The sequence below is a fragment of the Corynebacterium sp. HMSC11D10 genome (genome assembly GCF_001806995.1).
Taxonomy (GTDB): Bacteria; Actinomycetota; Actinomycetes; order Mycobacteriales; family Mycobacteriaceae; genus Corynebacterium; species Corynebacterium coyleae.
Map to the genome: position 1 here is coordinate 62,939 of NZ_KV787028.1, position 12,403 is coordinate 75,341.

12 protein-coding genes are annotated in these 12,403 nt (G+C 62.4%); 6 read left to right on the forward strand and 6 right to left on the reverse strand.

What is annotated here, in order from left to right; translation table 11 throughout:
- Nucleotides 1–18 precede the first annotated feature (18 nt).
- Entirely contained in the window at nt 19–1,341 is a 1,323-nt protein-coding gene (locus tag HMPREF3120_RS02185; protein WP_070450469.1) for an O-acetylhomoserine/O-acetylserine sulfhydrylase, read from the forward strand.
- A complete protein-coding gene (locus tag HMPREF3120_RS02190) occupies nt 1,342–2,478 on the forward strand; it encodes a homoserine O-acetyltransferase MetX (protein WP_070422807.1) in 1,137 nt (378 codons plus the stop codon). It begins immediately after the preceding gene.
- Between the two features lie 3 nt (nt 2,479–2,481).
- On the opposite strand, the gene HMPREF3120_RS02195 is transcribed toward HMPREF3120_RS02190, so the two are convergent.
- Nucleotides 2,482–2,844, reverse strand: a complete 363-nt coding sequence (locus HMPREF3120_RS02195; RefSeq protein WP_083284740.1) for a DUF3017 domain-containing protein — start codon at nt 2,842–2,844, stop codon at nt 2,482–2,484.
- A gap of 4 nt (nt 2,845–2,848) precedes the next feature.
- Entirely contained in the window at nt 2,849–3,709 is an 861-nt protein-coding gene (locus HMPREF3120_RS02200) for a bifunctional methylenetetrahydrofolate dehydrogenase/methenyltetrahydrofolate cyclohydrolase (RefSeq protein WP_210384486.1), read from the reverse strand.
- Nucleotides 3,710–3,727: 18 nt separating this feature from the next.
- Between HMPREF3120_RS02200 and HMPREF3120_RS02205 the strand changes: the two genes are divergently transcribed.
- Nucleotides 3,728–4,198: a tRNA (cytidine(34)-2'-O)-methyltransferase gene (locus HMPREF3120_RS02205; protein ID WP_070450472.1), complete on the forward strand. Its 471-nt coding sequence runs from the start codon at nt 3,728–3,730 to the stop codon at nt 4,196–4,198.
- On the opposite strand, the gene HMPREF3120_RS02210 is transcribed toward HMPREF3120_RS02205, so the two are convergent.
- From HMPREF3120_RS02210 to HMPREF3120_RS02225, 4 genes are all read right to left on the reverse strand, one after another.
- Nucleotides 4,145–5,539: a PH domain-containing protein gene (locus HMPREF3120_RS02210; protein WP_141739344.1), complete on the reverse strand. Its 1,395-nt coding sequence runs from the start codon at nt 5,537–5,539 to the stop codon at nt 4,145–4,147. The genes HMPREF3120_RS02205 and HMPREF3120_RS02210 overlap by 54 nt on opposite strands.
- Entirely contained in the window at nt 5,536–6,114 is a 579-nt protein-coding gene (locus tag HMPREF3120_RS02215) for a PH domain-containing protein (protein ID WP_311522886.1), read from the reverse strand. The genes HMPREF3120_RS02210 and HMPREF3120_RS02215 overlap by 4 nt, the downstream gene beginning before the upstream one ends.
- 62 nt (nt 6,115–6,176) lie before the next feature.
- Entirely contained in the window at nt 6,177–9,338 is a 3,162-nt protein-coding gene (locus HMPREF3120_RS02220; RefSeq protein WP_070450478.1) for an error-prone DNA polymerase, read from the reverse strand.
- 33 nt (nt 9,339–9,371) lie between these two features.
- The gene (locus HMPREF3120_RS02225) at nt 9,372–9,929 is read right to left on the reverse strand and encodes a DinB family protein (RefSeq protein WP_070422802.1); all 558 of its coding nucleotides are present in this window, start codon (nt 9,927–9,929) and stop codon (nt 9,372–9,374) included.
- 90 nt (nt 9,930–10,019) lie between these two features.
- Here HMPREF3120_RS02225 and HMPREF3120_RS02230 point away from each other — a divergent pair, with 90 nt between their 5' ends.
- The 3 genes from HMPREF3120_RS02230 to HMPREF3120_RS12330 all read left to right on the forward strand — a co-directional run.
- Nucleotides 10,020–10,982: a helix-turn-helix transcriptional regulator gene (locus tag HMPREF3120_RS02230; protein WP_083284741.1), complete on the forward strand. Its 963-nt coding sequence runs from the start codon at nt 10,020–10,022 to the stop codon at nt 10,980–10,982.
- Nucleotides 10,983–11,077: 95 nt separating this feature from the next.
- Nucleotides 11,078–11,971: a MetQ/NlpA family ABC transporter substrate-binding protein gene (locus tag HMPREF3120_RS02235; protein WP_070450481.1), complete on the forward strand. Its 894-nt coding sequence runs from the start codon at nt 11,078–11,080 to the stop codon at nt 11,969–11,971.
- A 30-nt stretch (nt 11,972–12,001) separates the two neighbouring features.
- On the forward strand, nt 12,002–12,403 hold a 402-nt coding region (locus HMPREF3120_RS12330; protein ID WP_246815399.1), incomplete at its 3' end, for a MetQ/NlpA family ABC transporter substrate-binding protein.

Below are 12,403 nucleotides of genomic sequence, written 5' to 3' on the forward strand. Positions count from 1 at the left end.
CGGGCTACATTGCGACGCATGGGAAACTACGACAACTCCAACGCACAAGAATGGTCCTTTGGTACGCGCTCGATCCATGCTGGCCAGCAGGTCGACCAGGACTACGGCGCGCGTAACCAGCCGATTTACATGACCACCAGCTACGTGTTCGACGATGCCCAGCACGCGGCGAACCGCTTTAACCTCTCGGATGCAGGCCCGATTTACACCCGCCTGACCAACCCGACGCAGCAGGCACTAGAGGATCGCGTGGCGTCGCTGGAGGGCGGCGTGGCTGCCACGGCGTTCGCGTCCGGCATGGCCGCGGAGACCGCCGCAATTCTTACCCTGGCGCAGGCGGGCGACCACGTTGTTACCTCCCCACGCCTCTACGGCGGCACCGAGACGCTGTTCCAGCACACGCTGCCAAAGTTGGGCATTGAGTTCACCTTCGTGGAAAACCCGGACGATCCCGCAAGCTGGCAGGCTGCCGTCCAGCCGAACACACGGGCGTTTTATGGCGAGACGTTCGGCAACCCGATCGCGGACGTGCTGGACATCCCGGCCATTGCAGAGGTGGCCCATAACAATCAGGTGCCGTTGATCGTCGATAACACGATGGCGACTGCCGCTCTGGTCAAGCCGCTGGAGTTGGGCGCGGACATCGTGGTCGTGTCCACGACGAAGTTCTATACCGGCAACGGTGCTGCGATTGGCGGCGCGATTATCGACGGCGGCAAGTTCGACTGGACCGTCCAGCGCGACGGCAAGGACGTCTTCCCACTGTTTACCACCCCGGATCCGGCGTACCACGGCCTGAAGTACGCGGACCTGGGCGCCCCGGCGTTCGCGCTGCGTGCCCGCGCCGGTTTGCTGCGCGACACGGGTGCGGCGATCTCGCCGTTCAACGCGTGGGTTGCGCTGCAGGGTATTGATACGTTGGCGCTTCGCGTGGAGAAGCACAATGCGAACGCGCTGAAGGTGGCGGAGTTCCTCGCGGGCCATGACAAGGTGGCCAAGGTCAACTACGCAGGCCTGGACGATTCGCCGTACAAGGCGACGAAGGACAAGTTGGGTCTGAAGTACACCGGTTCGGTGCTGTCGTTCGACATCGCGGGCGATCAGGATGACAAGACGAACGCGTGGAAGTTCATCGACGCGCTGAAGCTGCACTCCAACCTGGCCAACATCGGCGACGTGCGCTCGCTGGTGGTGCACCCGGCGTCGACAACGCACTCCCAGTCGGACGCTGCGGGTCTTGCCCGCGCTGGTATTACGCAGGCCACGGTGCGTTTGTCTGTCGGCATCGAGGATGTCGAGGACATTATCGCGGACCTCGAGCGCGGTTTCGCGGCGGTCTAAATGCTGGCTCCTGAAGGGCAGCTCGCCACGGTCGCCATCGGCGATGTTGTCACTGAGGCCGGCGAGGTGATCGCGGATACGCGCATTGCTTATCGACGATGGGGCGCACTGCAAGGCGACCCCAACGGCGTCAACAACGTCATCCTCGTCGAACACGCCCTGACCGGCGACAGTGACGCCTCCGACTGGTGGTCCGAAGCCATCGGCCCCGGCAAAGCGCTAGACACCGACGAGTGGTGCGTGATCTGCACCAACGCACTCGGGTCGTGTTACGGCTCCACCGGCCCCGCGAGCGAGCACCCGGATGGTGGTGTGTGGGGCTCGCGCTTCCCCGCCATCACGATCCGCGACATGGTGCACGCCGAGCACGCCTTCCTTGACCGTCTCGGCATTGGGCGCGTCCACGCGGTCATCGGTGGATCCATGGGCGGCGCGCGCACTCTGGAGTGGACGCTGCTCTACCCCGAGCAAGCCGACTACGCGCTGGTGCTGGCCGTGTCTGCCCGAGCAAGCGCCTGGCAGATCGGTATCCAAACCGCGCAGATCACCTCGATCACCCAGGACCCAGCCTGGCAGGGTGGCGACTACCACGGCACCGGCCAGTCGCCGGATGCCGGGCTCGCCGCCGCGCGTCGCATCGCCCATCTGACCTACCGTGGCGAGCTGGAAATCGACGAGCGCTTCGGCACCTCCGCCCAAACCGGCGAAAACCCACTCGGGCCATTCCGCCAAGACGACCAGCGCTTCGCCGTCCAGTCCTACCTGGAACACCAGGGCAAGAAACTCACCGAGCGTTTCGACGCCGCCTGCTACGTCACCCTCACCGAAGCCCTCAACCGCCACGACATCGGCCGGGGCCGCGGCGGGCTGAACAAGGCGTTGGCATCCTCAACCGTGCCGACGATGATCGTCGGCGTCGACACCGACATTTTGTACCCCTACCACCAGCAGGAACACATCTCCCGAAACTTGGGCAACCTGCTAGCCATGTCGAAGTTGTCCTCCCCCGTCGGCCACGACGCCTTCCTCGTGGAGGCACGTCAGATGGACCGGATTCTGCGCAACTTCATCAAACTCACCCACGAAATCCCGCCCGCCCGCGAGATCGCGTCACGCTACGGCGACTACGCGATCTAGGAGTTAAGACCCCAGCGCGTCCACCGACCAGGACAGCCACATCATGGTGGCGCCAAGGGCGGTGGTGAACATGGCGTCGAAACGCTTGGAGCGCACCGCGACCAGACCAATAACCTTGGAGTCGCAGGTCAAGCGCACCAGCGTGAGCCACAGCAGCGCCGCGCCAAGGGTGAACGTGGCGCGACGCCAGTGCTCGGTAGCGGCGAAGATGCCGGAAATGACGAACCCGACAACAAACAGGGCAACCCCGACGCGCTGCAGCCAAAGTGGCAGGCGTGACGGGACGTTGCCGCGGTCGTGAGGGTTATCCAGCGTCAACCCCGGTGGCAGCGAAGTCCCGGGGAGCTGGAAGCGGGTGCTTCCCACCCTGCTAGGCGTCCTGGTTTGCTTGGCGCTCGGCACTTTCGACGATGTTGCGCACCAGGAACGTGCGCGTCATCGGGCCGACACCGCCCGGGTTCGGGGAGACCCAACCGGCCTTCTCCCACACGTCGGGGTGCAGGTCGCCGACGGTTTTGCCGTCGACGCGGGAGACGCCGACGTCGAGAAGCGCCGCGCCTTCCTTGATCATGTCGGCGGTGATCATGTGTGGCTTGCCAGCGGCAGCGATGATCACGTCCGCGCGGCGAGTCTCCGCGGCGAGATCCTTGGTGCCGGTGTGGCACAGCACGGTGGTGGCGTTGACATCGCGAGAGGTCAGCATCAGGGAAATCGGGCGCCCCACGGTCACGCCGCGGCCGATGACGCACACGATCGCGCCGTTGAGGTCCACGCCGAAGCGCTCGAGCAGCTTGATGGAGCCGTTCGGGGTGCACGGCAGCGGCGCCGGCTCGTTGAGGACAAGTTTGCCCAGGTTCACCGGGTGGAGGCCGTCGGCGTCCTTGTCCGGGTCAATCAACTCCAGGATCCGGTTCTCATCCAGGTGCTTCGGCAGCGGCAACTGGACGATGTAGCCGGTGACGGAATCGTCGCGGTTGAGCTCGTCGATAACCGCCTCAAGCTCCTCTTGCGTGGTCTCCGCAGACAGGTGCTTCTGAATGGAGGCAATGCCGAGCTCTTCGCAGTCCTTGTGCTTCATGCGCACGTAGTTCTGGCTGGCGGGGTCTTCGCCGACAAGCACCGTCGCCAGACCCGGGGTCACCCCCTGTTCCTTCAGTCGCGCCACGCGCTCGCGCAGGTCCGCGAAAATCTCCTCGCGGTAGAGTTTTCCGTCCAGTTTGATCGCAGTCACGGCCCCAATCCTAGACTCTTGTGCGTGCTCCACATCATCTATGACAATCCGGCCATTGGCGGCAACGCTGGCGCGGCGATCCGCCTTGCGGCAAATACCGGCGCGCAGCTGCATTTCGTCGAGCCGCTCGGCTTCAATTTTGACGACAAACACCTCAAACGCGCAGGCCTGGACTACCACGATCTTGCAGACGTGGTCATCCACCCCAACATCGACGCCTGCTTCGACGCGTTGGAAGGCTCACGCATTTTCGCGTTCACCGCGCACACCGACCACCACTACCACGAGGTGCAATACCAGGACGGCGACGCGTTGCTGTTCGGCAACGAGGCCAACGGCATCCCGGAGGAGCACCTCGCCCACCCGCGGATTACGTGTCAGGTGCGGATTCCGATGCTGCCGTCGCGGCGCAGTATGAACCTGACGAACTCGGCGTCAGTCGCCATCTACGAGGCCTGGCGCCAGCTCGGGTTCCCCGGCGCTTTGTGACAGCGGCGGCAACTCGCGGGCGCGCAGCTTATCGACGAGCCCACGCGCCTGGTCCTCCTCCAAATCCCGACACGTCACGCTGAAGGCGCCGGGCACCAGGTCCAGGTCAATGCTGGCCAGGCCAAGTTTTCGCTGCAGCGGATCCTGGTTGAAGGTCAGTTCCTGAATGTGTGGGACGTCCACCATCTGGAACCAGCGCCCGATCCGCCCTGCCGTTGTCGTGACCGCGTCGGCGCGGACCTTGACCGTTTGACGTTTCCAGTCGAACGGCGAGATCCACCGGGCGCTGCGCGGGGAGCGGAAATCTACGTTGTCCAGATCGGTCAGTTCTGCGCCGGTAAGCGGACCGACTGCATCGATCACGGCCATCGCCTGTTCCCACGTCCCCACTGGCAGAATCTTCGACGTGCCGGTTTGCTTGTTACGTTCCGAGCCATAACCCGCCGCCACGACAGAGACCGTCCACCATCCGAACGGGCGCCAGAACATTGGCTGGCGCAACTGCACCGCGTGGATACGCGAGCGAGGCATTGCTTGCCGACGACGATTCGCCAACCCATACGTCAAGTGGAACACCTCCCCGTCCTTCGTCGCGTTGAAGCGCCACGACTGGTCGATCGTGCGCCAAATGCGCGGCATGAAACCCACCACAACCGGGATGATCGCCGCGGCGGTCACATCCGTCCACAGTGGAATCGTCGACCACGCCAGTGTGAATACGGTCGACATTTGCAATGTGGTGCCGATCAGCGAGCGGCGAATCGGGATCGGCGGCACCAACATGTTCGGTGCGTATTCGGCCCCGGCAGCGGCGGCGCTCTCAAGCGAACGCTTTACTGGCCCGTCAATGCGGGCCAGGATCTGCGCGCGGACCTCTTCTGCTTCCTCGCGCGGAAGGTATGTGATGTCCAAACCTGAACTGGCACTGCCTGCGGCCTCGATACGCACGGAGGCAAGCCCAAACAGTCGCGGTGCAAAGGATTCGACTACGTCAACTGCCTGAACACGGTCGTAGCGCGCGGTGCGGATTTGGTTGGTAAGCACACCGCGGCGGGTCTCCACTTCTTCGTCGCCTACCTTAAATCCGCTGCGGCGCCACCACACCTGGGACACCGCGAAAACCACCACGAGCGCAGCCACAAGGCCTGCGGCTGCCCATGCAATGTCGGTGGGGCCGACGTTTTCGCGCTGCATCCACCGATAAATCGGCATGGTGAAGTTGAACAGGGCGAGTGTCGCTAGAGCCAGCATGAACGTCCACACACGCAACAGTGGCGTGAGCCTATGGACGTGGCGGTAGCCCTCCATGCCGGGAATCGTCGATACGCGTCCGCTTGTCACAGCCCACTCATCCGCTCACGAGCCTTCAGCGCAAGGCGATCCCGCAACGCATCTGCATCCGCCGCAAGCAGTCCCGGCAGATCCGAGTTGGACGAATTCGACGCCGTATGCACCGTCAGCTCCTTCAGCCCCAGGGCACGTGTGATCGGCCCCGACTGCACATCCACGAACTGAATGCGCCCGTACGGAATCACCGTGATCGTGTGGAACATCTTGCCGGTGCTCAGCACCAGTTCGTCCTCGGTCTCCAGCCAGCCCATGTTGCGGACCTGGTACGGGATAAGGAAGAAGCGCCAGATGAAGATCACCGTGAAAATCCCCAGCGGGATCAGGAATCCCCAGCCCCACTCGCGGTAGGCCAAATACAGGCCACCGCACACGCCGATGGTCCACAGGGCATTCGACACCAGCATCGGCCACATCAACTTCGGCGACACTTTGTGCATCTCCTCGACCGAGGACGGCAAAGGCTGCACCGGGCTATGCACGCCGGTAGTGGGCTGGACTGCAGTGTTCGGACCTGCAGTGTTTGGTCCGGGGTGATGTTCAGGGCTTCCGCTGAGCGCTTCAGACATGGCGATCACGCTACCAGCAGCCCCAGACACGGCCTTGCTCATGACAGGGCTCATCGAAGCATTCATCGGAAGTCCCTCGATCCCCGGGAGAGCAGCTCCCCTACCTCCAACGGTTCGAACCGGTCCGCCACCACGGACACTGCCCCGGAAGCATTTTGCACAATCCCGCGTACGACGAGCGCTTTCGCAGTGCGGGCAAGGACGCGTTGCTTCTTCCACAACCCGACTGAGATAACCACGTTGACCAGCCCGGTTTCATCCTCCATTCCCAAAAATGTCACACCACCTGCAGTGACCGGATGTTGGCGGTGCGTCACCACTCCGGCGATGCGCACGCGAGTGCCGTCCTCCACGCCATGCAGCAGTTGTGAAACCGGAACAACGCCTCGCTCCTCCAGCGATTCGCGCACCATCTCCACCGGCATGAGCCCCGGGGTCACCCCTGTGGCTGCGATGTCAGCCACCATGAGTTCGAACGAGTTCATGCCAGGCAGCGCCGGCGCCGAGATCGCCGATAATCCGGGCAGCATGCCGTGGCGTTCCGTGGCAGCGATACCCGCTTGCCACAATGCTTGTCGACGAGACACCTCAAAGCAGTCCAACGCCCCCGCCCGCGCGAGCGCCTCGACGTGGTCGACGCTCAGGTCAGCCCGGCGCGATAGATCCGCAATATCGGTAAACGGTGCCGCCGCTTCGATCCGGTCAGCGGCATCCGCACCTAAGCCACGGACGAGCCCGAGCCCCATCCGGATCGTTGAAGAATCAATGCAGCGCGCCTCGCGCCCCGACGCGTTGACCGACACTGGCAGTACCTCTACCCCGTGCCGGCGCGCATCCTGTACCAGCGATTGTGGTGAGTAGAACCCCATCGGTTGCGCCCGCAGCAACCCCACGCAGAACTGCGCCGGGTAGTGGCATTTAAACCAGGCGGAGAAGTACACCAAAGAGGCGAACGACTGGGAGTGCGATTCCGGGAATCCGTATGCGGCGAACGCCACGATCTTCTGCCACAGCCGTTCTGCGACTTCTTCGCTGATTTGGTTGGTGGCCCAGCAGCCTTCGAAAAACCTCGCGCGCAACGCGGCCATCTTGGCCGGTGAGCGTTTCGATCCCATCGCGCGCCGAAGCGCATCCGCCTCACGTCCGGAAAAACCAGCCGCGTCGACGCAGATCTGCATAAGTTGCTCTTGGAACAGCGGGATCCCCAGTGTTTTGCCAAGGGATCGCTCGAGCACCGGATGGTCGTACACGACCGGCTCTAGCCCGTCGCGACGCCGCAGGTACGGATGCACCGAACCACCCTGGATTGGACCAGGGCGGATCAAGGCCACCTGCACGACCAGGTCGAAAAACCTGCGCGGCTTCAACCTAGGCAGCGTGCCCATCTGTGCGCGCGATTCAACCTGGAACACGCCGACGGAATCGGCGCGGCAAAGCATGTCGTACACGGCGTCGTCGTCAAGCGAAAGCACCCACAAATGCACCTTGCGGCCTGTGGTTTCCTCCACGAGATCCACCATGTGGTGCAGCGCTTCGAGCATGCCGAGCCCCAGCAGGTCGAACTTGACCAGACCAGCGGAGGCACAGTCATCTTTATCCCATTGCACCACCGAGCGATCTGCCATGCGCGCCCATTCGACGGGGACGACGTCGGCGATGGGACGGTCACAAATCACCATGCCACCAGAGTGAATGCCCAGGTGACGCGGCTGCCCCTTGAACTGTGCTGCAAGTTGCTCCACAGCCTCGGGCGGATCTGAAAGCCCCTTCGACCAACTATCCGCAGCGCCCTGTGCGTATCCGAGCGCACGCGCGGCATCACGGACCGCCCCTTTCGTGCGGTACGTAATCACGTTAGCTACCTGCGCCGCATTGTCGCGCCCATATGTGTCGTAGACGTACTGAATGACCTCCTCTCGCCGGCCTGACTCAATGTCTAGGTCAATATCTGGTGGTCCGTCACGGTCGGGAGATAGGAAACGCTCGAACAGGAGGCCTGCCTCGATCGGCTCGACATTCGTGATCCCGAGGGCGAAACACACCGCCGAGTTCGCCGCCGAACCACGTCCTTGGCACAAAATGTTCTGCTTCGCGCAGAAATCCACGAGGTCGTAAATGATCAGGAAGTAGCCGGGAAAGTTCAGCTCTTCAATCACGCTCAGTTCGTAGCGGATCTGCTTCATCGCCTGGTTGCGCACATCCGCACTCCGCGTCGCGTACCGGAACTGCGCGCTCGCCAACGTCAGATCCCGCAGATGATCCATCTCGCCTCGCCCGCTTGGCGTTGGGTAGCGCGGCAGTTCAGGCGCGACAAGATTCAGCGTGAACGCGCACTGCTTTGCCAACTCAACGCTGTAATCCAGCATGTGTTTGCATCCCGGCAGCATCCGTTCGAGCTGCTCGCCAGAGCGCAGCCAGTTCGCCCCCATCGGATGCAAGTCCCCGTGTGCTTGTGCAAGTGCTTCTCTGCGAGCCAACGCACGCTTCGCCGCAGCCAACCTCGCCTGCTCACGCGTGGCTGCCGCCGGTATCGCGGTGACGATGGCGGGGAGGTGATCAAAACGATCGAGCATTGCGTGCCGGTCAGCGTCTTCAGGAGTCATCGAAACTTCATATTCTCGCACCACATTGTCCTGGCCAAATGTTTCGACCAGGTGGTCGATTTCCCCTACCCACTGCCAGCCGGCGAGCACGACGCAGGTGCCGCCCAGCTGGTCGCCGATGAGCTCCAGCGGCGGATAGGCCACCTTGTCCTTTTCCCGGGTGGCCATGTGCGCGTCCGCCATCAGGTGGGAGAGTCGCTTGTACCCCTCCGGCCCGCGGGCGATCACGGGCAGGACGGTGTCACCCAACGTCAGCTCCGCCCCGAAGACGGTGTCCAGCCCGGCCGCGGCGGCCGCCTCCGCGAACTTCACCGCGCCGTAGAATCCGTCCCGGTCCAGCAGCCCCACCGCGCTCAGTCCCAGCTCAACGGCCCGGGCCACCAAGTCCTCCGGTTCGCTCGCCCCGCCGAGGAAGCTATACGAGCTGACGGTGTGCAGCTCGGCGAACGGTGTCGTCGATAGGCATTGTTTTTGCGGCGGGGGCGCTGGCTCCGCCTTGCCGTACGCGGCGCCTGCGGGCGTGCCGGTGTGACCGACCGGCACCGGCTCCGGGCCGGGGCGGCCGGAGAGGATGCGTTCGAGCCGCGACCACGACAGTGGCGCTCCCCCGTTGAACCTCATAGCGGGAACGCTACCACCGTTCGAAACTCTGTGCTAGTTACTCCAAGGGGTGATGTATTCGTTCGGTTCCCACCCCTCGATCGCCGCAAGCAACTCTGCAGCCTGCGCACCGTCAATCTGCTCCCGAATGATGTCCGCATGCCCGGCATGGCGGGCGAACTCCTCCACCGCATGCACATAGATGTAGCGCAACTTAGCTACCTGCGGCTCATCCATGCCGTACCACGGGAACGGCCCCACCGGCAGTTCCGCCTCAAGGTCACCGCCGCGACACATCTCCATATAGTCAGCTCGCACGCTATCGAAGCGTTCCAAGATGCGATCCAGCGTCTCTTCGGCAGTCGGCGTAAAGCTGGCTGCAAAGTCGGCCTGTGAGTGTTCATACCCGGCAACACCGGCACCGGAAAGCGACCTCACCATGACAAACGTGACGTGTTTGAGCAGTCCGCTAATGCTCAGCGCACTGCGGAGTGGAGTGCGCCTCGCAGCATCGTCGTCAAGCCCAAACGCGCTAGCCCGCAGCGCATCTAACTGCACGTCAAGATAGTTACAAAGCGTGTCTAGCTCATTGTCTTTGCGCGGAAAATACATCGATATTCCTTCCTGTTGATCACTTTCCAACCGGAACCCTAAGCCCCGTTGAGGACAGCTTTTGTCCGCAGTATGGAGAAGAATGACTGCATGGCAAATACGACGCAGCGCGTGCTCCAGCTTTTGGGACTATTGCAAGCGCGAACCACGTGGCAAGCAAGCGCCCTCGCCTCTGAGCTCGGCGTCACAGAGCGCACAGTGCGCCGCGATATCGCGCGGTTGCGCGATATGGGCTACCCGGTCAATTCCAGCAGCGGGATCGAGGGAGGCTACCAATTGGGCACTGGTCGCCATTTACCGCCCCTACTCCTCGACGACACCGAGGCCGTCGCGCTCGTCGCGAGTCTGCGCATGATGGCCCTGAACGGCACCGACAACGCTGGAACCGCCGCACTTCGTGCCTTGGCCAAAATTGATCATATCTTGCCGCCCCACCTGCGAGCCCTAGCATCAGCGGTTGATAACGCAACTACGGCGCTCCCCCATGAGCGCCCGACCGTCGAACTACAACTACTCACCCAACTCGCCACTTCACAGCGGGACCACACGCTCGTACGTTTCACCTACAGCAAGCCCAACGGCACATCATCCACGAGGGAAGTTGAACCAGCCCGGCTCATGACCCAAGGCGAGCTCTGGTACCTCCAAGCATTTGACAAAAGCAGAGACGACTGGCGCACTTTTCGCCTCGACCGAATAAGCAACGCACAGACAACATGCTGGGGTTTCACCCCGAAGATTCCACCACCCCCGGACTTCAGCAGCGATATCGCAAAACGCTATCCCTGCGTCATCCGTGTGGAGCTGGAAAGCTCACCCGATCTGGTGGCCGAACGGATCCCCCCTCCCTATCGCACCGACCTAGAGGTAACCAAAAATGGATGTACTTTCGTCACCGGCGCACCAGATTGGGACGATCTTGCATGGCACCTTCTTTGGGTATGCCGCGACCTGGACTGCACGATGAAGTTGGACGCGAACGCAGAGTCAGACCACCTTCGAACGGCGTTGCACAACATCGGACAAGCTGCGCTTTTATTGGCCCAGGCATAGAAGCGCAAACTGCTTTGTTCTAAAAAATAGACTAAGCGGTACATAGGGTGCTAGATTCTCACCCGTCAAACTTTCCCAATAAACAAGGAGACATCATGCGTATCAAGCGCACCCTCGCAACCGTTGCTGCTGCAGCGCTCGCCACCACCGGCCTGGTCGCTTGCTCCAACGAGTCCAACGACGCCACCGAGACCACCGCCGCAAACGGCGAGAACGTTACCGTCAAGATCGGCACCACCGAGGCCGACCAGGAGGCCTGGACTGTATTCAAGCAGCTCGCAGCTGACAACGGCATCGAGCTCGACATCGTGCAGTTCTCCGACTACTCCCCGGTCAACGAGGCGCTCGCGCAGGGTGAGCTGGACGTGAACAAGTTCCAGCACATTAAGTACCTCGCCGAGTACAACGCTGCTTCCGGCAAGGACCTGAAGGTTGTCGGCTCCACCGAGATCGTCCCGCTCGCACTGTTCTGGAAGGACCACGACTCGCTCGACGGCATCGAGGGCCAGTCCGTCGCTATCCCGAACGACCCATCCAACCAGGGCCGCGCCATCAACGTGCTGGTTCAGGCCGGTTTGCTTACCCTCAATGACAACGTCGCTGACCCGCTGACCCCGACCCCGGCCGAGATCAACAAGGACGAGTCCAAGGTCACCGTCACCCCGGTCGACGCGTCCCAGACCCCGAACGCTTACAACGAGGGCAAGCCGGCCATCATCAACAACACCTGGCTGGACCGCGCAGGCATCGAGCCGAGCCTGGCCGTGTTCGAGGACGATCCGGAGTCCAAGGAAGCAGAGCCGTACATCAACGTGTTCGCTGCTCGTTCCGAGGACATTTCCGATGAAACCCTGAACAAGCTGGTCGAGCTGTGGCAGACCCCGGAGGTCGCTGAAGCTACCGCTAAGGACTCCAAGGGCACCTCGGTTCCGGTTTACCGCGACCAGAAGGAGCTCAACGACATCCTTGACCGTCTGCAGAACAAGTAAGCACAAGAAGCAATAAGGAGCGCGTAGTTCATGCGTACCAAGCGTTTTCTCGCAGCGGCGGCAGCCTCTGTCATCGCCGCAACCTCTTTGGTGGCGTGTTCGTCGGAGACGGAGTCGTCGACAAGCAGTGCTGATGGCGACGCTGTGACCGTCAAGATCGGCACCACCGACGCAGACCAGAAGGCCTGGAGTGTCTTCGCGGACGAAGCCCAGAAGGCTGGCATCGAGCTCGATATCGTGCGTTTCTCTGAGTACCCGCAGGTCAACCCGGCGCAGACCGAGGGTCAGATCGAGATCTCGAAGTTCCAGACCATCAACTACCAGGCCCAGTACAACGCCACCTCCGGCAAGGACCTGCGCATCATTGGTTCTGGCGAGATCAACGTGCTTGGCCTGTACTGGAAGGACCACGACTCGCTCGACGGCATCGAG